This is a genomic window from Snodgrassella sp. ESL0323 (assembly GCF_013346865.1).
GTDB classification, from domain to species: domain Bacteria; phylum Pseudomonadota; class Gammaproteobacteria; order Burkholderiales; family Neisseriaceae; genus Snodgrassella; species Snodgrassella alvi.
Genome location: NZ_JAAEDT010000020.1, coordinates 297,860 through 324,008 on the forward strand (window position 1 = coordinate 297,860; position 26,149 = coordinate 324,008).

The 26,149-nt window shown below is 42.9% G+C and carries 22 protein-coding genes; 9 read left to right on the forward strand and 13 right to left on the reverse strand.

Annotation, left to right across the window (positions count from 1 at the left end; all coding sequences use genetic code 11):
• Positions 1-15: 15 nt before the first annotated feature.
• From GY065_RS09970 to GY065_RS09985, 4 genes are all read left to right on the forward strand, one after another.
• A complete protein-coding gene (locus GY065_RS09970; RefSeq protein WP_037475481.1) occupies positions 16-417 on the forward strand; it encodes a hypothetical protein in 402 nt (133 codons plus the stop codon).
• 482 nt (positions 418-899) lie between these two features.
• A complete protein-coding gene (locus tag GY065_RS09975; RefSeq protein ID WP_174833982.1) occupies positions 900-1,529 on the forward strand; it encodes a hypothetical protein in 630 nt (209 codons plus the stop codon).
• A 257-nt stretch (positions 1,530-1,786) separates the two neighbouring features.
• Positions 1,787-3,103: a DUF445 domain-containing protein gene (locus tag GY065_RS09980; protein ID WP_174833983.1), complete on the forward strand. Its 1,317-nt coding sequence runs from the start codon at positions 1,787-1,789 to the stop codon at positions 3,101-3,103.
• Between the two features lie 105 nt (positions 3,104-3,208).
• A complete protein-coding gene (locus tag GY065_RS09985; RefSeq protein ID WP_174833984.1) occupies positions 3,209-5,290 on the forward strand; it encodes a TonB-dependent copper receptor in 2,082 nt (693 codons plus the stop codon).
• 80 nt (positions 5,291-5,370) lie between these two features.
• Here the strand turns inward: GY065_RS09985 and GY065_RS09990 are convergent, their stop codons facing one another.
• The 3 genes from GY065_RS09990 to GY065_RS10000 form a co-directional block, all read right to left on the reverse strand.
• Complete coding sequence (locus tag GY065_RS09990) at positions 5,371-5,892, reverse strand: Spy/CpxP family protein refolding chaperone (RefSeq protein WP_174833985.1); 522 nt, start codon at positions 5,890-5,892, stop codon at positions 5,371-5,373.
• 170 nt (positions 5,893-6,062) lie between these two features.
• The gene (locus tag GY065_RS09995; protein ID WP_174833986.1) at positions 6,063-8,471 is read right to left on the reverse strand and encodes a membrane-bound PQQ-dependent dehydrogenase, glucose/quinate/shikimate family; all 2,409 of its coding nucleotides are present in this window, start codon (positions 8,469-8,471) and stop codon (positions 6,063-6,065) included.
• A 444-nt stretch (positions 8,472-8,915) separates the two neighbouring features.
• Complete coding sequence (locus GY065_RS10000) at positions 8,916-10,091, reverse strand: phosphoglycerate kinase (protein ID WP_174833987.1); 1,176 nt, start codon at positions 10,089-10,091, stop codon at positions 8,916-8,918.
• 253 nt (positions 10,092-10,344) lie between these two features.
• On the opposite strand from GY065_RS10000, the gene GY065_RS10005 reads away from it, so the two are divergent.
• From GY065_RS10005 to GY065_RS10015, 3 genes are all read left to right on the forward strand, one after another.
• The gene (locus GY065_RS10005; RefSeq protein WP_025329980.1) at positions 10,345-10,728 is read left to right on the forward strand and encodes an MAPEG family protein; all 384 of its coding nucleotides are present in this window, start codon (positions 10,345-10,347) and stop codon (positions 10,726-10,728) included.
• 55 nt (positions 10,729-10,783) lie between these two features.
• The gene (locus GY065_RS10010; RefSeq protein WP_174833988.1) at positions 10,784-11,203 is read left to right on the forward strand and encodes a GFA family protein; all 420 of its coding nucleotides are present in this window, start codon (positions 10,784-10,786) and stop codon (positions 11,201-11,203) included.
• Positions 11,204-11,359: 156 nt separating this feature from the next.
• Positions 11,360-11,830, forward strand: coding sequence for an ester cyclase (locus GY065_RS10015; RefSeq protein ID WP_174833989.1), 471 nt, complete (start codon positions 11,360-11,362; stop codon positions 11,828-11,830).
• Between the two features lie 118 nt (positions 11,831-11,948).
• Here GY065_RS10015 and GY065_RS10020 read toward each other — a convergent pair whose 3' ends face one another.
• The 6 genes from GY065_RS10020 to GY065_RS10045 all read right to left on the reverse strand — a co-directional run bounded on the left by GY065_RS10020 (position 11,949) and on the right by GY065_RS10045 (position 17,667).
• Entirely contained in the window at positions 11,949-13,130 is a 1,182-nt protein-coding gene (locus GY065_RS10020; RefSeq protein WP_084552787.1) for an acetyl-CoA C-acetyltransferase, read from the reverse strand.
• 30 nt (positions 13,131-13,160) lie between these two features.
• A complete protein-coding gene (locus GY065_RS10025; protein ID WP_037392084.1) occupies positions 13,161-13,826 on the reverse strand; it encodes a 3-oxoacid CoA-transferase subunit B in 666 nt (221 codons plus the stop codon).
• A gap of 13 nt (positions 13,827-13,839) precedes the next feature.
• Positions 13,840-14,493, reverse strand: a complete 654-nt coding sequence (gene atoD, locus GY065_RS10030; RefSeq protein ID WP_025329975.1) for an acetate CoA-transferase subunit alpha — start codon at positions 14,491-14,493, stop codon at positions 13,840-13,842.
• Between the two features lie 123 nt (positions 14,494-14,616).
• Positions 14,617-14,919 (reverse strand): hypothetical protein, encoded by a 303-nt coding sequence (locus tag GY065_RS10035; RefSeq protein WP_025329974.1) that lies wholly within the window; start codon positions 14,917-14,919, stop codon positions 14,617-14,619.
• 2 nt (positions 14,920-14,921) lie between these two features.
• Positions 14,922-16,259 (reverse strand): acyclic terpene utilization AtuA family protein, encoded by a 1,338-nt coding sequence (locus GY065_RS10040; RefSeq protein ID WP_037475501.1) that lies wholly within the window; start codon positions 16,257-16,259, stop codon positions 14,922-14,924.
• A 43-nt stretch (positions 16,260-16,302) separates the two neighbouring features.
• The gene (locus GY065_RS10045; protein WP_037475502.1) at positions 16,303-17,667 is read right to left on the reverse strand and encodes a CitMHS family transporter; all 1,365 of its coding nucleotides are present in this window, start codon (positions 17,665-17,667) and stop codon (positions 16,303-16,305) included.
• A 230-nt stretch (positions 17,668-17,897) separates the two neighbouring features.
• On the opposite strand from GY065_RS10045, the gene GY065_RS10050 reads away from it, so the two are divergent.
• On the forward strand, positions 17,898-18,785 hold the full coding sequence (locus GY065_RS10050; protein WP_084550722.1) for a LysR family transcriptional regulator: 888 nt from the start codon (positions 17,898-17,900) through the stop codon (positions 18,783-18,785).
• Between the two features lie 22 nt (positions 18,786-18,807).
• Here the strand turns inward: GY065_RS10050 and GY065_RS10055 are convergent, their stop codons facing one another.
• Positions 18,808-19,128, reverse strand: coding sequence for a ComEA family DNA-binding protein (locus tag GY065_RS10055; protein ID WP_244895671.1), 321 nt, complete (start codon positions 19,126-19,128; stop codon positions 18,808-18,810).
• A 324-nt stretch (positions 19,129-19,452) separates the two neighbouring features.
• Here GY065_RS10055 and tkt point away from each other — a divergent pair, with 324 nt between their 5' ends.
• Entirely contained in the window at positions 19,453-21,438 is a 1,986-nt protein-coding gene (tkt, locus tag GY065_RS10060; protein ID WP_174833990.1) for a transketolase, read from the forward strand.
• Positions 21,439-21,500: 62 nt separating this feature from the next.
• Here the strand turns inward: tkt and GY065_RS10065 are convergent, their stop codons facing one another.
• From GY065_RS10065 to GY065_RS10075, 3 genes are all read right to left on the reverse strand, one after another.
• A complete protein-coding gene (locus GY065_RS10065) occupies positions 21,501-22,787 on the reverse strand; it encodes an MFS transporter (RefSeq protein WP_174833991.1) in 1,287 nt (428 codons plus the stop codon).
• Between the two features lie 40 nt (positions 22,788-22,827).
• The gene (locus tag GY065_RS10070; RefSeq protein ID WP_174833992.1) at positions 22,828-24,015 is read right to left on the reverse strand and encodes a M20 aminoacylase family protein; all 1,188 of its coding nucleotides are present in this window, start codon (positions 24,013-24,015) and stop codon (positions 22,828-22,830) included.
• Between the two features lie 479 nt (positions 24,016-24,494).
• Entirely contained in the window at positions 24,495-25,694 is a 1,200-nt protein-coding gene (locus GY065_RS10075; RefSeq protein ID WP_174833993.1) for an MFS transporter, read from the reverse strand.
• Positions 25,695-26,149: the final 455 nt, after the last annotated feature.

Genomic DNA, 26,149 nt, shown 5'->3' on the forward strand with positions numbered 1-26,149 from the left:
TAAGGAAGCAACAACATGCTCAACAAACCCGAAGAATTCATCATGGCCGTACTTGCCGGCATATGGGTTGTTATCACCTTTATTATCTGCCGCTATCTGCATCTGCCAACTGATACGGGTTTATTAGTAACTACCCTGACACTGATATGGGCTCTGGTATTTTTCCTATTATGGCAGCGCGGGCGTACATGCAAAATCTGGCCGGTTTTTCTGGGGCTTCTGGTTATGTGCTGGTGGCGTGCTATTTACTACGCTTCTACTGAAATTATTCTTAACAACGACAATAGTACCACTGAACTTGTACACTGGTACGGCAGCTGGACAGCATTGATTATTTACGCACTGATTCCGGTTATTGCCGGTTACGGATTCAAGTGGTGGCAGCATAAACGCCGTAAACCACAAGTTACAGCTTGAGGTTGCAATTTACCTGAGATGGTCTATACATATTGTATGTATAAATACAATTAATGCAAAACTCCGGATTGATGAAATTACAGGTAATTAAATAAGGTTATCGCCAGGAGCTGAACAAATTGAATAAAAAAAATCAATTTATTGAATTTTTTAATACAAAAAACTCCCTGAAACTTTCGTTAATTTGTTTAACTATTTTTCATCTTTTCTGGAAGCTTCTGCCGCCACCTTTGTGGTACCCTGATTTTAATAATGGCTTAATAGCTTTTATTGAATCACTATTAATTTATGGCTGCTTATATGTCTGCGGTCTTTTACTAATATGGGTATTCGGGCTAACAATAACACAGATATTTTCTTCATACTTCAATGATATAAATAGTCCGAATAAGACACCATCAACCGTTACACTATTGTGTTATTCAATCAGTAATTTTCTGATTTTTGCCTTATCCTTTTCCTTAGGGCAAAACGCACATCCCATGTTCTTTATTTTTAATAGCTATCCTGTTTTTACTTATGCCTTTGTTAATAGCATTGGTGCTTTTATTATTTTGATATTTAAACTTATCTGTCAGGCTTTATCACTTAAACGTTGTAAAACAGCTTCTGCTTCCGATAATTATTCATTAACCATCAAAAAAGCTAACACTGATCAAAAAGCCGGCACGGGTAAATTCAGTATTAAAAAATTGCTCATTTTCGCGGCAGTTTATCTATTTGTGCTGACTTGCAGTAACAGCATAATTGGTAAAGGATTAATGACTCCTTATTTTGAAGGTAATATACTTGATATACTCTCTGTAGTAATGTTTCTGTGCTTTATACTTTACTGGATTGATATATTACTGGCCTTTGCTCTCGCTATTAAAGATAGTGTTACCCGAAAAAATCAAGTTACATGGTCCGGTTTATTCAATTATTTAATTTACAGCTCAGTCTATTATTTACTGGCACTCACTATTTTATATCCGCTAACAGGCGAATTATCTGGTACAACAGCCGGAGAACAATTCGGAATAGTATGGCTGATCAACTATTCGCTCTATATTATTTTAAATTATATTGCTGTACTCATTATTCTGCCGGTAAAAGCATTCAAAAAAGCATAATGTCATATTAATAAAATATTCATGTAATATTAAATAATATGTATTATTCAATATAGAGTCCGGGTAAAAAATTTATTATAAAATCAAATCCAGCTAACTATAGCCAACCTTTAACTGCCGGTTATTTCTCCCTTATTAAGATTGATACTTTCATTCAGTTGAGTAAATTCAGGAAATCACACCGGCAATAAGACCAATTAACCAGTAAGCTTATATACTGAAAAATTTTATCCGGATATCTAAAACACATCAATATTATGAACACAGCCACCATTACCAGCCTGATACAGCGCCGGCGTCTGCGACGCATGCGCATACTGGCTACCAGTATGCTGATTATTGCCTGTGTTTTATTTGTTTTAAGCTGCCTGCTGCAAAAACAATATCCGGCTCTGGCCTATCTTAAAGCATTCACCGAAGCCGCCATGGTAGGTGCACTGGCAGACTGGTTCGCAGTTACTGCCCTGTTTCGCCATCCCCTTGGTCTGCCTATTCCTCATACCGCAATTCTGCCTCAGAAACAGGAAAGAATCGCCAATGAATTCGGACGTTTTATTGAAAATAATTTTTTGCAGGATAAAGCAATTGCCGGACGCATCTACCGTATGCATCCGGCCAGCAGAACCCTGCAATGGCTGTGTGCTCCACAAAATCAGCAAAAATGGCTGCCTGTTCTGACCCGCCAGATTCCACTGCTGTTAAATACCGCCAGTGCCCGTGAAGTAGCCGGATTTTGCAGTCAGCTGCTAAACACCCAGTACAACGGTGCCCGTCTGGGCAAAACACTAGCTAACTTTCTTCATTTAATCCATAAACAGGGTATCGATACACTGCTAGTACAATCTTTACTGCAACAAATACGCCAATGGCTGCAAAACGAACAGACACGGGCACAACTTGAAAAGAGTCTGTTGTCATGGGTAAGTAAAATTGAAAAAAGCGACCCCAGTACTTGGGATAAATTCAAGGCTTCGCTGAAAACGACACTGACTGCACGTATTGATGACTGGGTCGCCGGCAAAGCACTCGATTGGGCAGATTCCTATATAGATGCGGTATTGGCGAACCCGAAGCATTCGTTCTGGCGCGCCTGCCGAAAACAGCTTCTCGTTACTGAACGCAAATTACGTCGCAGCCTGAGCTGGCACAGACGGCTTGCGGCTGGACGGCAGCAACTGCTGCGCTCTACAGCGTTGCAACAAAGCATAATGGATTTATGGGATAGTTTTGTGGCATGGAGTGAACACGATACCAGCCAGAGTAATTCATGGTGGCAGCAGCAGCTTGGCCGGTTATCTACCCATATACAGCAGCAAGCCATGCAAAACCCGCGATTTATGCAGCGACTGGATACCCGGATTACATTGTATGCAAAATTCATCACTCGCCAGTATAAAAATCGTGTCAGTCAGTTTATTGCCGATAAAGTCAAAAGCTGGGACAGTAAACAGATGGTTGGTAAACTCGAATTGAGTGTCGGGCGTGATTTACAGTTCATTCGTATCAATGGCACGCTTGTTGGCGGTTGCATCGGTCTGCTTATTTATATTGCATCTCAATGGATAGCCGCCTGAACATGCATAAAATTACATTGAGTTAAAAATTAAATTTATTCAAAGATTTATTTATATTTTTTAAGATATAATAAATTATCTTATTTCAGCCATTCAGGCACTCCCATGCATTATCGTGACAAATCTCTTTTTTTCCTAGCCCTGTCCTGTCTTATTTCTACAGTTCATGCCCAGCCACAATCAGACAATACAGAACCGCATACAGCAGAATTAAGTCCGGTAGTGGTGGTCGCTTCAAAACAAAATACCCCGGGAGTTGAAGTAATCAACCCCAAAACAGCCCTTCAGCCTTTACCCGCACAGGACGGTGCTGATTTACTTAAATCAGTTGCAGGAATGAGTGTCACGCGTAAAGGCGGTAGCTCCGGTGATCCCCTGCTACGCGGTCTGGGCGGTTCACGCCTGCTGATCAGTGCTGACGACCAGTTTGTACTGGGCGGCTGTCCCGGACGCATGGATCCACCTACCTCCTATCTGTTTCCGGCCAGTTACGACAGAGTCATTATTACTAAGGGACCACAAGCAGTTAATCAGGGCCCGGGGATGATTAGCGGTTCTGTACGTTTTATCCGTGATGAAAAACCACTATCTCAGCCCACCGCCAAATTAGACAGTGCCTTTACAAAAGGGTCATTCGGGCGCAGTGATGCTTATATCGACGGTACACTGGGTAATCAGTACGGCTGGCTGCGGCTCAATACCAGTCACAATGAGTCTAAAGATTACAAAGACGGTAATGGAGACACCATTCATTCTGCATTCAAACGCAATAATCAGATGGCTCAGGCAGCTCTTACCCCATTTACTGACACCCTGCTGGCTGTACAATATGAACACAGCACCGGCCATGCCCGCTATGCCGACCGCAGCATGGATGGTACCCAGTTCGACCGTCATGGCTGGTCAATGAAATTGCGCCAGCAAAATATCACCAACTGGCTGAGTCAGCTGCAGTTTGAATATGGTCGCAGCAAAATCGACCATGTGATGGATAATTTCAGTCTGCGTACTCCTGCACCGATGAAAATGACTTCCGGTATGAGCAAAATGGCATCGGATATGCCAAATATGAATGGTATGCATACCACCATGCCGGTACGCCGCATGTATTCAGTAATGAATCCTGCGCGTGAAATTAAATCAGCTAAATTGTCAGCACAGATAGAGCTGGGAAATACACACAGTGAAATTGGTGCAGACTGGCAGAATGATGAAGTCAGCACCCGACCTATGGTAATGAGTACCAGTAAACAGCAGGCAGAAAATTATTACAAACTGCCCTTTATCTGGAACCAGACTTATAAACGGCACGGTGCCTATATTCAGAGTGAATGGAATATAGATGATAATAACAGCCTCTTTGGCGGTTTTCGTCATGACTGGACCAGTACCCTATTTAATCCGCAGAAAAATGCCATTGCCTCAAAGTATTTGCGCCAGCATCAGGGACTGAATGCCGGTTTTATCCGTCTGGAACACCGCAACAATAAACTAACCAGCTATCTCGGCTATGGTATTGCCGAGCGTGCTCCTGATTACTGGGAACGCAGTAAAGCCAACGGCGAAAAATTGCGTAAGGAAACCAATCATGAAATCGATGCCGGTTTAAGTTATCAGGGTAACAGCATCAGCAGCTCAATTGATATTTTTGCAGGACAAATCAATGATTTTATTCTGATTGAAAGCATTAACAGCAAAAATTCAGCCCGCCAGATAGATGCGCGCCGCTATGGCTTCGAAGCCAGAACCAACTGGCAATTCGCACCACACTGGAATCTTGGCGGCAGCCTCGCCTATACCTATGCTAGTAACCGCAGTGATAAACGACCACTGGCACAAACCCCGCCACTGGAATGGCGTACTTATCTCAACTGGGAAAACGAGCATTTCAGCGCCGGTGCCTTGTGGCGTGTTGCTACCAGTCAGCACCGCTATGCCAAAAATCAGGGCAACATTGTTGGCATGGACTTAGGTCAGAGCAGCGGCTTTGGTACACTGGCATTAAATGCCGGCTGGAAACCCGGTAAAAATATGCTGGTACAAATCGGAATCGACAATGTTTTTAACAAAACCTATGCTGAAGCAGTAAATAAATCTGCTTATGATTTCGATACCTACTCCGTACAGCAATACCGGGTTAACGAGCCGGGACGTACACTGTGGGCGCGAGCACAAATTAAATTCTGATAAAGTTTTATCACCAGGGAAAAATAAAAACCCCGCTGTGCGGGGTTTAAATCACAAAACAGAACTACAGTAACAATGAATTATTGAGGTCTGAAGTGGAGTAATTTCTGCTGCTGACGCAGGATCCAATACTGCTGTTGCTGTCTCGGAGTCAGAATCTGGTAAATATCATGTTCACGTTTTAGCTGTAAAAAATCATAATCAGCACGTGCCTGTTGCTGTTCAGCCCAGAGATGCTGTTCCTGAGCAATCATATTTTTAGCTTTAGTATCATCAAATTGCTTATTAACTATCAGATTTCTGCGCTCCTGATGCAAATTAGCCAGAATTTGGCGATTTCCATTGCTCATAAGCGGACGCTGGCTGGCATACTGATGATCAATTTTCTGTACCAGTGCCCTTTGCTGAGCACTTAAATTCAACTTAGACAAAATCGAATGCGTAACTACCGGCCCCAAAACAGGTGTCTGCTCATGTACAACCACTGTTTCAGTTTCAGTGACTACTGCTGTCGGCGGCTGTTCTGTTCCGGCAGCAGCAAAAGCACCCATACTCATTGAAGACAAAGCAGCAAGCGTTACTACACGGATAAAAGCTTTCATAACACAACTCCTTGTTATTTGAATTGAGAATACATTCATATTTAACAGACAGTATTTCATAGCATTATGTAAAATCATGAATATAATTGAAATTAATTAGTAAACAATTTTATTAATTCTATAAAAAAACAGCACCCGGGACGGGTGCTGTTTTTTAGTGCCAGTCAGATTTACTTTTTATCCGGCAACGCATAAGCAATTACATAGTCACCAACATCATTTGAATGGCTGGTACCGCCGGCTGAAATAACCACATACTCCTTACCAGTTTTCGGAGAGACATAAATCAGCGGAGCAGCAACCGAACCCACTGGCAGGCGTACTTTCCAAACTTCCTTACCGGTTTTGGCATCTATTGCACGCAGATAATAATCCTGCGTACCGGCAAAAAATACCAGACCGGAGGCAGTGGCTGTCGGACCGCCCAGCGTAGGCATACCAATCGGCATTGGCTGTTTTGTCTTAATATTCAGAGGTCCGGTATCCTGAACTGTGCCCATTGGCACCTGCCATACTAGCTGCTTGGTGTTCAAATCAATGGCACTCAGCGTACCAAATGGCGGCTGCTGACATGGTACACCCAGCGGAGATTGCAGAATATCGATTTTCACACCGCCATAAATACCGGCAACCTGCGGCCGAATCGTACCCATAAATCCCGGTACTTCATCAGTAGAAACCTTGAACTGTTTTGCCTCCTCACGGGTAACCAACTGCATACGCAGTGCCATGCGCATATCGTTCACAAACATCAGATTCCGTGATTCATCAATTGAGATACCACCCCAGTTCATGCCGCCAAGCAGACTTGGCCATTCAATATACGGCTGAGCACTCGGTGGCGTAAATCGGCCTTTGTATACAGAATTCTTAAACAGAATACGGCAATATAACTGGTCAAACGGTGTGATACCCCACATACTGCGTTCAGTCAGCGGCTCATTACCAATATTGGGCATACCCACAGAATCAGGCTGCGTAGCAGACAAATGTTCACCTTCGGCTGCCGGAGCTGTAGGTACAGGGCTTTCCACAACTTTAGTGACAAATTCCCCGTTTCGCCGGTCAATTACAAAAATCTGCCCGGTTTTAGTAGTTTGAATCAGAGCAGGAATTTTCTGGCCTTTATCATTGGTAACATCATACAGTACAGGTTGAGAAGGCAAATCATAATCCCATACATCATGGTGAACCAGCTGACGTACCCAGCGTAATTCACCGGTGCTGGCATCCAGAGCAACCACTGCTGCCCCGAATTTTTCCTTAATATGATTGCGGTCACCACCCCAGTAATCCGGCGGTCCATTGCCGGTTGGTAAATAAACCAGATTCAGTTCTTTATCATAAGTAGGAATAGTCCAGACATTAGGTGTTTCAAGTGTGTAATTCTGACCGGGCTTAGCCAGACCTTCAGGTTTACCAATATCCCATGTCCACACCAGCTTACCGTCACGTACATCAAATGCCCGTACCGCGCCAGATGGTTCACCGTGAACAATATCGCGAACCCAGCCGCCTACAACAGTTAAATGTCCCATCATTACCGGCAGAGAAGTCGGATGATAGCGCTTACTGTTTTCAGTCGGCCCCATATAAGCCTTGAGATTCACATAACCATTGTCACCAAAACCCGGACATAACGTCCCTTTATCTGCATCCAGAGTAAACAGACGTGCATCCACTGTAGATACAACAATTCTGCGCCGGCATACAGACTGAGTATAAGCGGCTTTTTCAGCATAGGTCAGGCTATCATCCTTATCCATATCATAATAGCCTACCCCGCGGCAGGTTACATGCTCCGCAGTACGTGCTTTAGGATCAAAGTGCCAGATTAACTTACCGGTATCCGCATCAATTGCAGATACCAAATTTTCCGGTGTACATGAATACAGCTTGTCACCAATCTGCAATGGTGTATTTTCGTCTACACCGATTGCTTTACCGGAAGTACGGCGGCCAGTATGAAATGTCCATGCTACCTGCAGATTACGCACATTATCCGGATTTATCTGGGTATACGGCGCAAAGCGGGTACCCCGTTGATTTCTACCAAAAAATGCCCAGTCAGACGGATTTTGAGCATTTTCATGTGCCGCATCAGCATTCTCACTGATATTAACCTGATTACGAATCTGACCATGCGGATAAAATGACGCAATCAGCGTGGCCAGTAAAGCCAGAAATATAACAACACCGCTAAAATTATAAAAACGGCGGCCGGAAGCTGAAACACCCTGATAACCACCACCCGACCACAAAGTCATCATAAGAAACAGTGCAGGTATAACCAGACGCGGCATCAGAGCCCAATAAGTTAACTCCGTTGCATCTGTTAATGCCCAGATTAGCGTGGCCACAAACACTGCCAGCGAAAACAAAGCAGTATAAGACTTACGCAAACCAACCATTATCGAAAGTACCAGATAAGCAATACCAGCCAGTAAATAATAGCCGGAACCGCCCAGTATCAATAGCTTAATTCCGCCATAGCCTAGCGCCAGACCGCCAGCCAGCAATATCAATACAAGCAGCCAGCGTGGCAGATTACGCCAGCAACTTCCTGAAGAACCAGACATCAACTACTCCTAACCTGAATGTGTGAATAAATATTGCTAACCAATATGCAAAGTACATAAAGCTTTACTTAACAGGCAGCAATACTTTTAAATTATTTAAAATTAGTTATTTATAAATTAACAAATACAAAAAAAATACCTTAAATAAACATAAATATATTAAAGTTTACGAAGAAATTAAATTATTAACTTTTAAATAATCCATTGTCAAAAAATTAACATTCGGTTTTTTAATACAGGATGGATGTCCGAATAATGTACTTATCTCAGCACAATCCGAGTTTTATTCACATACAACAAAATATGTTTCTGCCGGAAAGGAGGTAACTTCTTATGTCATTGAATCATCATCAAAACAACAGACATGAAAAAAGCGAAATTGCGGTATTAAGCAATTTCGCCTAAAAAAGCATCCGTAACGATGCCGATAAATAAAATTAGCAATCAGGCTCGTGCAGTCAGCGCGGCAACGGCCGGTAAAGTCTTACCTTCAAGAAACTCCAGAAATGCCCCGCCACCGGTACTGATATAACTGATATCATCAGTAATACCAAACTGAGCAATTGCAGCCAGCGTATCACCGCCACCGGCAATTGAATAAGCATTACTATCGGCAATTGCCTTTGCCAGCACCTTAGTACCATGAGCAAATGCAGCAAATTCGAATACACCTACAGGACCATTCCAGACAATCGTTTTTGCCTCTTTCATCATCTCAGCCAGTCTCTGTGCTGATTGCGGACCAATATCCAGAATCATATCGTCTTCGGCCACATCGGCTACGTTTTTAATTTCAGCTGCTGCATCAGCAGCAAAACGCTTGGCTACCACCACATCAACAGGCAAAGGAATATCACCGCCCTTAGCAGCTATCTTAGCCATAATCTGCCGTGCACTATCAACCAGATCAGCTTCAGCCAGCGATTGACCTACAGGCAGTCCCTTTGCCAGTAAAAATGTATTGGCAATTCCGCCGCCTACAATTAAATGATCCACCTTATCGGCCAGACTTTCCAGAATCGTCAGTTTAGTTGATACTTTACTTCCGCCCACGATAGCCACTACCGGAGCCTGCGGATTCTGTACTGCATGAGTTAATGCTTCCAGTTCAGCTGTCAGCAGCATACCGGCACAGGCCAGCGGTGCAAATTCTGCCACTGCGGCTGTAGATGCTTCTGCACGATGTGCAGTACCAAAAGCATCATTAACATAGATATCACCAAGCGCAGCATAAGCTGCAGCCAGAGCTTGGTCATTTTCCTTCTCGCCGATATTCAGACGAACATTAGGCAGCATGATTACATGTCCGGCCTGCAACTGTGGTTTGTGTTCACGCCAGTCTTCTGCCACACTTACATTCTGACCTAATAATTCTCCTAATCGCTGCGCCACCGGAGCAACACTGTCTTCCGGTTTTGGAGCGCCGGCTTTCGGTCGTCCTAGATGTGTCAGCACTACAACTGCTGCACCCTGCTGCAAACAAAAACGAATCGAAGCTAAAGAAGCACGAATACGCGTATCATCAATAATAACACCATCTTTAATAGGCACATTCATGTCTACCCGAATCACAACGGTCTTGCCAGACACATCCTGATCAGCTAACTTTTTAAACAACATGGTTGAGTTCCCGCAATAAAAAACGCTGATAAATTTGCTATATCACTCCGTACCTCCCAAAGAATGACAACATCAGCGCATCACAAACAGATAAAATAGTTATAAATCACAAAAAGCTTGAAAAACTTTAAATTATCTTATAATTTACCCATAGGGTAAAGTCACAGACAGGATAAAACTGCCCGTACTTAACCAGCGCCATCACATAATTTATTTAATTGCAGTACACACATAACTACTGAGGTACAACATTATGACTCTTGCTTACTGGTGTGTTTTAATAGCCATGCTTCTGCCATGGATTGCAGCATCTTATGCTAAGAAAAGTGGTGGATTTAAAGCTGATGATAATCATCAGCCCCGTGAATTTATGGCTAAAGCTCAGGGTAAAGCTGCACGTGCTAATGCTGCACAGCAAAATGGTTACGAAATATTTGCACCTTTCGCTGCTGCAGTCATTATTGCCCATGCAACTGATAACGCTGCCCAGTTCACCATTAACTTCTGGAGCGTATTGTTTATTCTCAGTCGTCTTGGTTATTTTTATTGTTACATTAAAGATAAATCTTTTGCCCGTTCATGTATCTGGGGAGTGGGCGTTATCTGTATCATTGCACTTTACATAGCTGCAATCTGAATACAATACTAGCAAGTAATTTTGATAATTCAATCTGTAATAAAGGGGGGAGTATATGAGCAAACAATCAGGTTCATGTCTTTGCGGCAAAGTTAAATTTTCTCTGGAAACAGATAATCACTCACTGAGTGCCTGCCATTGCAGCACCTGCCGCAAATGGAATGCAGGTCCGCTGATGACGATTATGCATAATGGTAAGATTCAGTTTGAAAATACAGAATTCATCAAAAATTACAATTCATCAGAATGGGCGGAACGCGGATTTTGCTCAGAATGCGGTACTCATCTGTATTATCACTTAAAAAATAGCGACCAATACTACATAGCCGCATGGACACTTAACCAGTCTGACGCCCTGGATTTCAATCTTCAAGTTTATATTGATAACAAACCGGAATGCTATTCTTTCGCCAATCAGACACATAACCTGACCGAGGCTGATATTCAGCAAATGATAGCAGAGCAGCAGAAATAATCGCGGCCGGATTAGTCTATCCAACAGTTCTTATCCGAATAAATAACTATATTGTTTTATTTAGTTTAATTGCGACCATTCAAGCGGTATGCATTATAGATTAATAACGCATTATAGATAGAGTTTATCTAAATAAAAATAGGAATTGGAGTTGGTATGAATGTAATTAAAAAAAGCTTTTTAATTGGTATTTGTTTGTTGAGTTTCACAGGTGTTGTCGCAGCAAAAGATCTAAAGCAAAGAAATATCGCTCAAGAAGAAGAAAATCGTACACTAGTTATCAATTTTTATAATAACTTTTTTAATAAACATCAACTTGCTGAGGCAACAAAAACACTGGCTGAAGATTATAAACAACATAATCCTTATGTCGCTAATGGTAGAACACCTGCGATTAATTATTTCGAAGATTTCTTTAAACAAAATCCGCAATCAAATGCCATCATAATTCGTTCATCTGTGGAGGGCGATATAGTATGGTTACATGTCCATTCTAAAATCAATGAAAATGATCTTGGTAAAGCAGTAGTTGATATATTCCGAGTTAAAGATGGAAAAATAGTTGAGCATTGGGATGTGATCCAAAATGTACCAGAACAGGCAGAAAATAATAATACGATGTTTTAATGATTGATCCGATAATTTATAAGCGCCTTAACGGCGCTTTCTTCGTTCAAACAAAAACAGACTATATATGTTATATATATAGTCTGTTTTCAATTGGATATTCAGTGAAATAACTGTATTACATACGCTCAACAATCATTGCAATACCCTGACCGCCGCCGATACACAGCGTAGCCAGCCCGAACTGAACATCTTTTGCCTGCATACCATATAACAGACTTACCAGAATGCGTGTACCACTGGCTCCAATCGGATGACCAATCGCAATCGCACCACCATGGATATTGGTCTTATCCATATCAAAATGCAATTCGCGGCCTACTCCGAGGAATTGTGCAGCAAAAGCTTCATTTGCCTCAACCAGATCAATATCAGTCAGTGCCAGACCGGCCTTCTGCAAAGCTTTCTGTGTCGCAGGTACAGGTCCCAGCCCCATCAGTGCAGGACTGACACCAGCACTGGCATAACTGCGAATACGTGCCAGAGGCTGTAATCCGAGTTCTTTTGCTTTGCTTTCCGCCATCACCAACACAGCAGCAGCACCATCATTAATTCCTGATGAGTTGCCGGCAGTCACTGTTCCATCGGCACTGAATGCCGGTTTCAATTTAGCCAGTGCTTCAGCAGTTGCCTCTGCCCGCGGATATTCATCACGCGCAAATACAGCCTCACCTTTACGTGACTTAATTGTTACGGGCACAATTTCTGCATCAAATACACCAGCTGCAACCGCCTGCGCAGCCAGCTGCTGAGAACGTAAAGCCAGCTCATCCTGTTCCTGCCGGCTGATCTGATATTTCTGTGCAATATTTTCAGCAGTAATCCCCATATGATAATGATTGGTAGCACAGGTCAGCCCGTCGTGTACCATAGTATCAATTACCTGCTGATTACCCATACGATAGCCCCAGCGTGCACGGCTATCCAGCAGATATGGTGCCCGCGTCATATTTTCCATACCGCCGGCTATCACTACCTCTGCATTCTGCGCAGCAATAGACTGAGCGGCCAGTGCTACCGTTTTTAATCCCGAACCGCATACTTTATTAACAGTATATGCTGGTACACTATCAGCCAGTCCGGCTGCCAGGGCTGCCTGTCGTGCCGGATTCTGTCCCAGCCCGGCCTGCAGCACATTTCCCATCACTACTTCATCAACCAGCCCGCTTTCAACACCGGCACGGTTTAAAGTTTCAGCAATAACCAGCTTACCCAAATCTACCGTACCTACACTGGCCAGCGAACCATTAAAGCTGCCTACAGGTGTACGAGCTGCACTGACAATAACTGCATTTTCCATATTTAACTCCTAAATCTGACTGTTACCAGCCTATAAACCACGCTGGCTGATTGCCATTTCACGGAAATCTTCAGCCACAGTAAATTCAGCCTGAGTTTTAGCCTTAATTGTTTCCAGATCAACGCCTGGTGCATGTTCCAGTAAAACCAGTTGTCCGTCTTTAAAGCCAAACACAGCCAATTCAGTAACAATCAGATTAACTTTGTTTTTTGCTGTTAGCGGCAAAGTACATTCTTTCAGAATCTTGGATTCACCATTTTTAGTACAATGCTCCATACCAATAATAACCCGGCGCGAACCGGTTACCAGATCCATTGCACCACCCATGCCCGGTACCATTTTGCCCGGCACCATCCAGTTTGCCAGATTTGCCTGCTGATCGACTTCCAGACCACCCAGCACACAAGCATCAACATGGCCGCCGCGAATCAGTGCAAATGAAAATGCACTGTCAAAAGTACAACCGCCGGCAGCAATACCACATGGCTGACCACCTGCATTCACCAGATTAGGATTGGCTTTTTCAGGGTCCAGTGCAGCCAGACCGAGAAAACCGTTTTCAGACTGCAAAGTAATATGAATATCTTCCGGTACATAATTGGCTACCTGAGTTGGCAGACCAATACCCAGATTCACCACATCCCCATCATTGAATTCCAATGCAATTCTGCGTGCAATTAATTCTTTTGCATTCATGGTGACTCTTCCTTTATTCCGGATAAACAATATAATCAACCAGCGCTGCCGGTGTAGTCGCCGCATCAGGTGAAATTTCACCCACTTCAACCACATTACCTGCTTCAACAATTACCTTTTTCGCAGCCAGAGCAACCAGCGGATTAAAATTCTGAGCAGACAGTTCATACACCAGATTACCCAGCTTATCTGCCGTTTTTGCTTCCACAATGGCCAAATCAGCCTGTAAAGGCAATTCAAGCAGGTATTCCTGTCCGTTTACCGCGATTTTCTGTTTGCCTTCTTCGACAATTGTTCCCAATCCGGTAGGTGTCAGCACACCACCCAAACCTGCGCCGGCAGCACGAATCCGCTCTGCCAGCGTACCCTGCGGTACCAGTTCAACTTCAATCTCACCGGCAATCATTTTCTTACCGGTTTCCGGATTAGTACCGATATGCGAAGTAATAACTTTTTTGACACGATTATTCGTAATCAGCGGGCCGACACCGGTTTCTACAAACGCAGTATCATTTCCAATAATAGTTAAATCCTTAACCCCTGAATCCAGAATAGCCTGTACCAGTCTGGCGGGCGTACCGATTCCCATAAAACCGCCAAACATAATGGTCATTCCATCCCACAGATGATTTTTTACATCCGCTAAACTGAGCTGTTTTGTTTTCATACTCTTCTAACCTGAGATAAACCAAAGACCGGACAAATACATAACAACTGATTTTGTTATAGATCTATGACAATATTTGATTTGCCGGCGATACCCTGAAAAGCACCGCCGGCAAGTGATTAATTACTCAATGTCCATATCCAGAATTGCTGCACTCAAACCTTTACCATGCATATCATGTGCCAGCGTACGGGTAACACCGCCGCCCAAAGCACCATACATAACAAAATTCAGTGCACCGATATTCGGTAATTCATAGCGCACAACATCACCAGTCACGATGTCTGCAAAAAACGCTTTAACCTTTTCCGCAGTCACTGCTGCTTTAATACGTTCATAATCTTCAGGCCGATATGCAATTACCGAAATATTTGAAGTATTACCTTTATCACCAGTACGAGAGTGTGCAATTTCACGTAACTTCATTATCAAACCTCCAGATAGTCAATACTGGTTGTCACCAGATTACGGGGAATAAATGTTGAATCCATAGCCACAATTTCTTTTACAGATTTCATAGCACCGCCGCCGCCGGCCGGACCATTGGTATATAAAGTTTCAACTTCATTACCCACTACTGCTGCCGCAGCTTTGGTTGCGAAACGTCCGGCTACACGCACACGAACTTCATACGGCTGACTGCTCTGTGACAAAGTTGCACCGTGCAGTGAATCGATACCAATCAGATCAAAACGCACCTCTTGTGGTTCTGCATGTGCGATTTCAAACCGCTCTTTTACGATGGCCAGTGCCAGACGACCGCGCTCTACCGCTCCCGGACCGGCATAGCTCATCTCACCTTCACCAATAAAACCATCTTCATAACCTACAGAGACCTTCAGCGTCTCAGGACGGGCACGACCTGTACCGCCAGTAACTGCAACACGGTCTTTACCTACTTGTGTAAAGGTTACCTGCGTGAAATCTGCGGTGACATCCGGTGTTTTATATTCATCCGGGCGATGAATTTCATACAGCATCTGTTCCTTACAGGTATCAGGAGTAACCATGCCGCCAGAGCCTTCAACTTTAGTAATTACTGCATCACCATCGGCACTGATTTCGGCAATCGGAAAGCCCAGACGTGCCAGATCGGGCACATCGCGGTAACCCGGATCAGCAAAATAACCACCAGTAATCTGGCCGGCACACTCAAGCAAGTGTCCCAGAATAGTGCCCTTACCCAGATGCTCCCAATCTTCTGCACCCCATTTAAACTCATGCATCATGATTGACAGGAACAGAGACGGGTCAGAAACACGGCCGGCAATAACAATATCAGCACCATTGTCTAGCGCCTGTACCATTGGTTCAGCGCCGATATAAGCATTGGCTGAAACAATTTTCTTACCGCATTGTGAAACCGGTTTTTGCAGCTCATCCAGTGGCAGATCCTGCTGCATAACCTGTTCGTAAACATCATCGCCTTCAATAATGGCAATTTTCAGATTTTTTGCGCCCAGAGAACGTGCGATTTCGGCAGTTACTTTGGCTGCTGCACGCGGATTGGCAGAACCCATATTAGTAACAATCTTGATTCCCTTTTCCAGACAGGCCGGTAATACTGCCTGCATACGCGCGGCCAGTAATTCATTAAAACCGGTTTCCGGATTATGCTTTTTCTGGCGCTGACCGATAGCAATCGTGCGTTCAGCCAGACATTCAAATACCAGATACTGAATATCCCCTTTTTCCGCCAGCTCTACAGCCGGTTCAATCCGGTCGCCACCATATCCGGCACCACAACCAATTCTGATTTTTTTCATACGTCATACCCTTTTTACATTTAACAACTTAAAAACAACCTGTTTATATCGGGAATACTCCGAATAACATCGCGCCTACAGCCATCACGATAGAAGCCAGCCAAAGTATCGGAATAGAGAATTTCTGATGGTCAGCCAAATCAACGCCGGACAGACTGCACAACAGGAAGGTAGCCGGAGTCAGCGGACTTACCGGGAAACCAGTAGTCATCTGTCCAAGTAAAGAAGCCTGAGCCACCTGAATAGGTGGGAAACCACCAATATTGGCTACCACCGGCATAATGCCGAAATAATAGGAGTCAGGGTCAAACACCAGACTCAGCGGCATTGCTACCAGACTGACAATAAACGGAATATGAGAAGACAAACTGTCAGGTACAAAATGACCGGCTGAATTTGCCATAGCTTTGAGCATACCGGATTCACCCATAATGCCTGTGAACACACCGGCAGCAAACAAAATAGATGCCATCATCAGCGCGCCCTTAGCATGAGCATTAATCCGTGCAGATTGTTCAGCAGGCTTGCGGTAATTTAATGTCAGCGCAATACAGCAGGCCACCATAAAAATAACCACTGGTGATATTTTTGTGGCTACCATACCCGTAATTACCAGAATCACCAGAGTAATATTCGCCCAGAATAAATGTGGACGACGCAGCTTTTGCTCTTCTTCGGTTAATTCTTTTGGCGCAAAATGTGTTGCTGTTTCTTCATTTTCACCACCGATTACCGCACCAGCACCAGCTCCGGCCAGACCTAAGCGTTTTTCTTCTTTACGTCCCCAGTACCAGCCCATAAACACCATAAACGCCAGCCCGCAAATCTGTGCCGGAATCAGTGGCGTAAACAGATCATGTGTAGATACCTCCAGCGCTGCGGAAGCACGAATCATCGGTCCTGTCCATGGCAGGAAATTTACACCGGCACTCAGTGCTGTAATCCCGGCAAGAATTCGCTTATCAATACCAAGTTTGTTATATAAAGGCAGCATGGCCGGTACTGTAATCAGAAATGTCACTGCTCCATTACCATCCAGATGCGCAATCAGTGCCAGAACACCAGTACCAATAATAATTCTCTTAGGATTAGTACCTACCACCTTCAGAATCTTGGCGATAATCGGATCAAACATCCCGGCATCACTTACCACACCGAAGAAAATAATGGCAAACACAAACATCGCTGCCATAGGTGCCAGTTTGGATATTCCTGTCACCACCATTTTCGGTATAGCGGTGTAATGAGGCAGTACTTCCTGACCACCCTGAAACAACGGTACGATATATAGTGCGATTACAGCCCCTAGAATAGGAATAATAATCAAAGCCACTATCGGCGATAACCGCTTGCTCATAATGCAAAATAGCAAAGTTGCAATAGTTAATATGCCTATTAAAGCCAGCATAAGAATCCCCTTTTTGGGTTGTTATTAAAAAGAATGAATAAATATTTAAGAAAGCCTTTGCATTCTCACCATAACGGCACACCCTGTCTAATCGATAATAAAAATCGATTCATAAGCAAAATCGATAAATCTTCCAGCATATGAAAAATTTGATAAAACTCAATATGTATTAACGCTAAATATGCTATTGTAGATAACAGTATGGATTAAAATACGGCAAATAATGCTATATGAATATATCAATCAAGCAGATAAAAGCCTTTCTGGCGCTGGTAGAAGAAGATAACTTCACCCGTGCAGCCCAGAAGATCCATTTGTCTCAGCCTGCATTCAGTAGCCTGATTGCCAATCTGGAACAGGAAATCGGCTACCGCCTGTTTGACAGGGATACCCGTAAAGTTCAGCTGAATGAAGACGGAATCCACTTCATCAAACTGGCACGTGAACTTATGTTCGCCTATGAGCGAACTACCAAAGAAATTCGCTCACATGCCAATAATCATAAAGAAAAACTGGTACTGGCAGTTATGCCGTCTATCGTCGTGCAATGGGTTTCACAGCTGCTGGCTACTTTTCATCATAAACATGCCAATGTCAAAGTTGAATTACTCGATACTCAATGGGATCTGTGTCTGCAAGCACTATTACAAGGACATGCAGAACTGGCATTAACCGCAAAATCTCCCTCTCTGACTGAAATTTCTGCCGAGTTTCTTTTTTCAGATAAGTTCCATCTCATATGTCATATCAATCACCCACTGGCCAGCAAAGCAGATATTGAATTAAAAGATTTACTTGAATATGGCATGATCGGATTTACTAAAGGTACCAGCATCCGCCATTACGTTGATAAAATTGTAGATTTGTTTGGAATGAATTATGTAGTTGAAGTTAGCCAGCTCACCACCATGATGGGACTGGTAGCGGCTAATTACGGCATTGGCATAGTGCCGAGATTAACATTATTTCAATTTGAACATAAAAATCTTGTAGTCAGAGAGGTCAGAGACATGAATCTGGAACGTTCCATTTATCTGATCAAGCATAAAGAACGCAAACTGTCACCGCAGGCCGAAAATTTTTATCATCATATTAAAGCCAATATATTCAGTGATTAATTATATGTAACCTTAACTAATATTATCTGGATACAGCAGTAGCGGGTACGGCTCGACGGTATTTTGCATCCGGTATATTTGAACTAACCGTTACACCGCTGACACTAATATCATTTTGCAATTTCTCATAAGTCGCTTTACCAATACCTTTAACACGCATAATGTCTTTTGTAGAACGAAAAGGACCGTGTGCATTGCGATAATCAATTATTGCCTGCGCTTTAACTGCACCAATATGCGGTAATGATTGCAACTGCTGTGAAGAAGCAGTATTAATATTAACAGCAGCCCACACCGAAGCCATAGCAAACAACAGTACCAAAATCATACCAATCTTTTGCACTCTGTATTCTCCTTTGATTGATAAAGTTACCTGATCAAATCATACTTATGAATTGACAATAGCATAAAATATAAGATTAATTTATGCAATCATTATTTTATTTACTGAAAATACGATATTTTTAATCATTTCCAGCATATACCTCAGCTTAATTAATCAACCGTTTCAAACCATCAGAATCAGACAAAAAACAGTCTTTCCTTGAAAGGTTTGTGCAGATTCAGGATAATTCGCACTGGATACCTTTGTCTCTTGCGGCGGAGTACAGTCCATTAACTCACATCGCTATTGCAACCAGCAATCCCCTCATCAAAAGGCAACTTCATGGCTTCACATCTCGCTAATGCTATTCGCTTCCTGGCAATGGACGCAATTGAACAGGCTAACTCAGGGCATCCGGGCGCACCAATGGGTATGGCCGAAATGGCTACTGTAGTGTGGCGCGAATTCCTGCAACACAACCCAGCTAACCCCAAGTTTTACAACCGCGACCGTTTCATCCTTTCGAACGGACACGCGTCCATGCTGCTGTATAGTCTGCTGCATCTGAGCGGTTACAATCTCAGTATTGAAGATCTGAAAAATTTTCGCCAGCTGCACAGCAAAACCCCGGGACATCCGGAATACGGCTACACTGATGGTGTAGAAACCACAACCGGACCATTAGGACAAGGAATTGGTAATGCCGTTGGTATGGCACTAGCAGAAAAAATTCTGGCTGCCCGATTTAATAAACCGGGCTTGAATATTGTTGATCACCATACTTACGTATTTGTCGGCGATGGCTGTCTGATGGAAGGAATATCCCATGAAGTATGTTCACTGGCCGGCACGCTTAAACTGGGCAAACTCATTGTTCTGTATGATGACAACAACATCTCAATTGATGGCAAAGTAGACAATTGGTTCAGCGAAAACATTCCTGAACGCTTTACCTCTTACGGCTGGCACACAGTTGCCAATGTAGACGGCCATGATGAAGCTGCTATCCGTGCAGCCATTACCGCAGCAAAAGCCGAAACCGAGAAACCATCGATTATCTGCTGCAAAACCAGAATCGGCAAAGGTGCCGCTAACAAAGAAGGCAGTCATAAAACCCATGGCGCACCATTAGGTGCCGAAGAAATTGCCGCTACCCGCGCTGCCTTGAACTGGACACATGAACCATTTACCATTCCGCAGGAAATCTATGACGACTGGAGTGCGCTTAAAGCCGGTACTCAACTGGAACAGCAGTGGCAAAATCTGTTTAACCGTTATCAGCAACAATACCCTGCTGAAGCAGCTGAGTTTATCCGCCGTATGGACGGTAAACTGCCGGAAAATTTTGAAGAACACGTTCAAAATGCATTAAATGAAGTATGCAGCAAAGCTGAAAAAGTGGCCACCCGCAAAGCCAGTCAGAACAGCATCGAAATTCTGGCACAAATTCTACCTGAATTTGTAGGCGGATCTGCAGATCTTACCCCCTCAAACCTGACCGACTGGTCTGGCAGTACTGCCGTGACAGCCACCAGTGGCGGCAATTACATCCATTATGGCGTGCGAGAATTTGGTATGGCAGCCATTATGAATGGTTTGAGCCTGCACGGTGGTATCAAACCATTCGGAGCTACTTTCCTGATGTTCAGTGAATACGCCCGTAATGCTTTGCGCATGGCTGCACTAATGAAAATCAACCCGATATTTGTATTCACACACGATTCTATCGGCTTGGGAGAAGATGGTCCGACACACCAGCCGATTGAACAAATTGCTACCCTGCGTCTGATTCCGAACATGAGTGTATGGCGACCGTGTGACAGTGCCGAATCACTGATAGCGTGGGCAGATGCCGCCGCTGCAACCAATCACCCCAGTTGCCTGATATTCAGCCGTCAGGGGTTACCATTTATGCCACGGGATAACCAGCAGCTAGCCAATATCCGTCGTGGCGGTTATGTACTGAAAGCACCCGATACAAAGGCTGCACAGGCGGTACTTATTGCCACAGGATCTGAAGTGGAGCTGGCTATCAATGCTCAGAGCAAATTAGCTGAACAAGGTATTGCCACAACAGTTGTATCTATGCCTAATACCCATATTTTTGATCAGCAGGATCAAGCCTACCGTGACAGCGTCTTACCTGCTCATCTGCCTCGTATTGCCATTGAAGCCGGTGTCAGTGATTCATGGTATAAATACGTGGGTACGAATGGTGCCATTATTGGTATTAATCGTTTTGGTGAATCCGCACCAGCTGAGAAACTCTTTCAGGAATTTGGTTTCACTATCGAACAGGTTGTTGAAGTAGTGAAAAATATCATTTAAATGAGCATATAAAAAAAACGCCGGCATTGTTTGCCGGCATTTTTTATATCATTATGATAGATTTAATCTTTTACATTTATATGACGTGTTTCCGGCATCATCAGAATAGCTATTACAGATAATAAACTGGTACCTGCTACATAATAAGCCGGCGATACTGCATCAAAATGCTTGATCAGCCAAGTAATCACAAATTGTGCCGTACCACCAAACAAAGTTATACTAATAGCATAAATTAGTGATACAGCGGTTGCGCGTAGTTTAAACGGTATCATTTCCGGAATAGCCACTAAACTACTGGCACCGCTCATCCCTGTTAACAACGTTACCATCATTGTTACCAGCAACAGCATCGCCACACTTTCAGTTTTTACCAACAGATAAAACATCGGCACAATCAGCAACATTAAAGCCACCCGTGGCCATAATATAATACTTTTACGACCATATTTATCAGCCAGCATACCTGCCAGTAATGAAAACACAAACATCATCAATCCACCCGAAGTAGTGCAGATTTGCGCAATATTTGGTTTAAGTTTAAACGTATCGATAGCAAAAGTAGTCATATAATTACCTACCTGAGCGGTAATAGCCGTCGACATCAGCACCATAACTCCCAGTATCACCTCGTTCCTATAACGGGAAAATATGATTTTTATCATCTGAGTACCACTGTGATGAGTCGGTTCTTCCAGTGTTTCCGGTAAGGCTCGGCGAATATACAGAGCAATCGGAATTAATACCAGACTTATCAGAAAAGGTATGCGCCAGCCCCATGCATTCAACTGTTCCAGAGTCAGAATACTGGAAACAGTAAAACCAACCAAACCACCAACCACTACCGCAATTCCCTGACTGGCCATTTGCCAGCTGGCATAAAAAGCACGTTTATCTGGCGGAGCAGATTCAATCAGCATTGCTGAAGCCGGACCTACTTCTCCACCTAAAGCCAGCCCCTGAACCATACGTGCAATAACCACAATAATAGGAGCTGCAATCCCGATCACCTCATAGCTGGGTGTAACAGCCAGTCCCAGTGTTCCCAGCGTGATTAATGCCACTGTCAGCATCATCGCTGCCCGGCGACCTTTCTTGTCTGCATAAGCACCAATAAGTAAACCACCCAACGGTCGCGTAAAAAAACCGACACCATATACAGCTACTGCAGCAAGCAAACTGGTGTATTTATCATTATTGGTTGAGGGAAAAAATGATTGCGCAATATACACTGCAAAAAATGAATAAATAATAAAATCATAAAATTCCAATGCATTCCCTGCCACCGCCGCCGCAATCGCTTTCGCCGGTGGCTTATTATGCTCTATAGCTACTTGTCCTGTATTCATATCATTACTCCAATTATTTTATAAAATATTCAAATTAGATTTATTTTAAAAAGCGCTCAGCCAGTGCTACCCAGTATGTCGCACCAATAGCTATATTTTTATCATTGAAATCATAATAAGGATTATGCAAATCAAAACCCGAAGCAGCATCCACTTCTTTCAGACCATTACCAATAAACAAATAACTTCCCGGACATTTTTCCAGCATAAATGCAAAATCTTCACTTCCGGCCATTGGTTCAGTCTGATCGACAATATTTTCTTCCGCTACCACTTCACGTGCTACCTGACGCGCAAACTGAGTTTCTTTACTGGTATTAAATACAGGAGCATATCCATGCTGATAATCCACTTCAGCCACAACATTAAAGCTTTGAGCCTGAGCCTGAGCGATTGCCACAATACGTTGCTGTAACAGCTTACGTACTTCAGGCTTGAAGCAACGCACAGTCAGCTTTAGCTCAGCCTGTTCAGGAATTACATTATTCGCCACACCGGCATGAAACATACCCACTGTAACCACAGCCGAATCCAGCGGACTGACATTACGTGACACAATTGTCTGTAAAGCCATTACGATAGAAGATGCAGCCACAATCGGATCATGCGTATTGTGCGGTTTCGCGCCATGCCCGCCCACACCTTTTACTGTAATAGTGGCCACATCAGATGAAGCCATCATCCAGCCATCATAAAAATGTAACTGTCCCTGCGGATAACCCGGCATATTATGCATACCATATACGGCATCACACGGATAGTTTTCAAACAGACCATCAGCAATCATCCGCATAGCACCACTACCAGATTTGCCATATTCTTCCGCCGGCTGAAAAATCAGATTCAATGTACCATTAAACGATTTTCTGCTGGCTAATACCTTAGCCGCAGCCAGTAGCATTACAGTATGTCCATCATGGCCACATGCATGCATTTTGCCTGTATGCTGGCTTGTATGCGCAACACCACTTTCTTCAGTAATCGGCAATGCATCCATATCAGCCCGGATACCAATACGTCTGTCACCATTTCCGGCTTGAAGTTGTGCTACCAGACCAGTACCACCAATACCCCGTTCAACTTTATATCCCCACTGCTCCAGCAAAGCGGCAACTTTATCGCTGGTTCGATTTTCTGCAAAAGCTAATTCAGGGTGTTGATGAATATCATGACGCAGCTGAACAAAAGTACTTAACTCAGCTTCGATCAGTTCACGGATTTTTTTCATAAACATAACCTTACATTTTTAATGAATTTAGAAAGCTATAGCTTAACAAACAAAATTATTATTGACAAAATAAAAAAAATTAATACTAAATTTAAATAAATTCATATTTCATATATGACAAAATTATTTGATAGCATTGTTATACTATTAATGAATAGCAAACTGACAAAAGTTCGATTTACTGGATTAAAATAATTAAATATCTATTTATAATGCATAATAATTGAAATTATACTTATATACTATACAATTAAATAAATTTATTATATTTATCATAATATTATAAAAAATAGAATGTTTAAAGTACCACTACAATATTTTTTATCTCATTTTCTATATAAACAATTTGATTAAAATCTAGTTCACAATACTTGAATTCTCTATACTATTTAAAATATTTTTTTAAAATTTCAAACTATCTGATCAATCTCTGCAATATTAATGAAAAGAAAAGGCCATTAACAATGGCCTTTTATCATTTAATTTTTATACTGCTCAACATCGGGTAACAAAATTGTCAGTATTCCAAGTAATGGCAGGAAAGAACAAAATTTAAAAATAAGTTGTAAGCTGGTTTTATCGGCTACATATCCTAAAACTGCTGCTGCAATTCCACTCATCCCGAACATAAAACCAAAAAACAGACCGGCAATCATGCCGACGCGTCCGGGAATCAACTCCTGAGCATAAACCACAATTGCCGAAAAAGCTGAAGATATAATTAAACCAATCAAACAGCTTAACAGCGCCGTACCCCAGAGATTTGCATAAGGTAAGGCCAGGGTAAAAGGTGCAGCACCTAAAATAGAGAACCAAATAACATATTTCCGACCAATACGGTCACCTACCGGACCTCCGATAAACGTACCAATTGCTACGCAGGCCAAAAATAAAAATAGAAATAACACTGCAGACTGTTTAGTTAGAGCAAATTTTTCAATTAGATAAAAGCTATAATAATTGCTCATACTGGCCATATAAAAAAATTTAGAAAAAATTAATACGGCAAGAATGAATAAGGCCAGAATAGTCTTATTTTTATCATAAGGTAAAGTACAATTTACTGCTGCCTTATGCTTATTTGCTGCCAGATGACGAGCACTCCATGCACTGATGCGCCACAAAAGCAAAATAGCAATTACACCAATGGCGATAAACCACAGAATATTACTTTGCCGGTTAAATCTCAGCACGACCAAACTCACCAGTAACGGCCCGAGTGATGAACCCAGGTTACCGCCTACCTGAAATGCCGACTGAGCCAAGCCAAACCGACTTGCAGAAGCATTACGTGCAACACGGGATGCCTCAGGATGGAAAGTAGATGAGCCTACTCCCAGAAATGCTGCAGCCAGTAATAATAAATAAAACTGACTAGCAAAACCCAGCATGCACAAGCCAAATGTCGTTGAAACCATACCTAGGGGTAATAAATAAGGTTTCGGATGCTTATCTGTGTAATAACCGATTGCGGGTTGTAAAATTGAAGCTGTAAGCTGATATACCAGACTAATACAACCCACCTGAGCGAAACTTAAACGATATTTTTCCTCCAATAAAGGATAAGTAGCTGTCAGCATCGACTGAATCAGGTCATTACATAGATGTGCGCCTGCTACCATTAAAATAACCGAAAGAAATAATTGATTAGATGAGAACTGACTATCTTGCTGATTCATTATTTTCAACCAAAGTGAATAAATAATAATTTTGATATGATATATTACTGAATGAGTGCTAATAATTGGCACATTTTTTCTATCTATTCTAATCTGGGATCTGATAAAAATTTAATTTGTTTATACTGGCTGTCACAAGCATTTACCTTGACCTAAATAGAACAGTGACTGCGAATTCCGCAGTCAGAGCACATCCGCTCACTAAACCTGTCCAATGCCGCCGCCATCGTCCTCTATGAAGCACTGCGTCAGCAGTCCTTCCCCTCTCTAACCTAGATACAGCAACAGCAGCCATATGGCTGCTGCGGTATTGTTCTCTTCTCAGTAGTTAAAGTAAGAAACCCGGCTGACTAATCAACCGGGTTCTTCTATGGGGAGTCTGGCGGTGTCCTACTTTCACATGGGCAATCCATACTATCATCGGCGCTAGGTCGTTTCACGGTCCTGTTCGGGAT

Bases quoted from the DNA above. Each gene is read 5' to 3' on its own strand.
- GY065_RS09970 (WP_037475481.1), top strand. From the start codon at position 16: ATGCTCAACAAACCCGAAGAATTCATCATGGCCGTACTTGCCGGCATA.
- GY065_RS09975 (WP_174833982.1), top strand. From the start codon at position 900: ATGTTCTTTATTTTTAATAGCTATCCTGTTTTTACTTATGCCTTTGTT.
- GY065_RS09980 (WP_174833983.1), top strand. From the start codon at position 1,787: ATGAACACAGCCACCATTACCAGCCTGATACAGCGCCGGCGTCTGCGA.
- GY065_RS09985 (WP_174833984.1), top strand. From the start codon at position 3,209: ATGCATTATCGTGACAAATCTCTTTTTTTCCTAGCCCTGTCCTGTCTT.
- GY065_RS09990 (WP_174833985.1), bottom strand. From the start codon at position 5,892: ATGAAAGCTTTTATCCGTGTAGTAACGCTTGCTGCTTTGTCTTCAATG.
- GY065_RS09995 (WP_174833986.1), bottom strand. From the start codon at position 8,471: ATGTCTGGTTCTTCAGGAAGTTGCTGGCGTAATCTGCCACGCTGGCTG.
- GY065_RS10000 (WP_174833987.1), bottom strand. From the start codon at position 10,091: ATGTTGTTTAAAAAGTTAGCTGATCAGGATGTGTCTGGCAAGACCGTT.
- GY065_RS10005 (WP_025329980.1), top strand. From the start codon at position 10,345: ATGACTCTTGCTTACTGGTGTGTTTTAATAGCCATGCTTCTGCCATGG.
- GY065_RS10010 (WP_174833988.1), top strand. From the start codon at position 10,784: ATGAGCAAACAATCAGGTTCATGTCTTTGCGGCAAAGTTAAATTTTCT.
- GY065_RS10015 (WP_174833989.1), top strand. From the start codon at position 11,360: ATGAATGTAATTAAAAAAAGCTTTTTAATTGGTATTTGTTTGTTGAGT.
- GY065_RS10020 (WP_084552787.1), bottom strand. From the start codon at position 13,130: ATGGAAAATGCAGTTATTGTCAGTGCAGCTCGTACACCTGTAGGCAGC.
- GY065_RS10025 (WP_037392084.1), bottom strand. From the start codon at position 13,826: ATGAATGCAAAAGAATTAATTGCACGCAGAATTGCATTGGAATTCAAT.
- atoD (WP_025329975.1), bottom strand. From the start codon at position 14,493: ATGAAAACAAAACAGCTCAGTTTAGCGGATGTAAAAAATCATCTGTGG.
- GY065_RS10035 (WP_025329974.1), bottom strand. From the start codon at position 14,919: ATGAAGTTACGTGAAATTGCACACTCTCGTACTGGTGATAAAGGTAAT.
- GY065_RS10040 (WP_037475501.1), bottom strand. From the start codon at position 16,259: ATGAAAAAAATCAGAATTGGTTGTGGTGCCGGATATGGTGGCGACCGG.
- GY065_RS10045 (WP_037475502.1), bottom strand. From the start codon at position 17,667: ATGCTGGCTTTAATAGGCATATTAACTATTGCAACTTTGCTATTTTGC.
- GY065_RS10050 (WP_084550722.1), top strand. From the start codon at position 17,898: ATGAATATATCAATCAAGCAGATAAAAGCCTTTCTGGCGCTGGTAGAA.
- tkt (WP_174833990.1), top strand. From the start codon at position 19,453: ATGGCTTCACATCTCGCTAATGCTATTCGCTTCCTGGCAATGGACGCA.
- GY065_RS10065 (WP_174833991.1), bottom strand. From the start codon at position 22,787: ATGAATACAGGACAAGTAGCTATAGAGCATAATAAGCCACCGGCGAAA.
- GY065_RS10070 (WP_174833992.1), bottom strand. From the start codon at position 24,015: ATGAAAAAAATCCGTGAACTGATCGAAGCTGAGTTAAGTACTTTTGTT.
- GY065_RS10075 (WP_174833993.1), bottom strand. From the start codon at position 25,694: ATGAATCAGCAAGATAGTCAGTTCTCATCTAATCAATTATTTCTTTCG.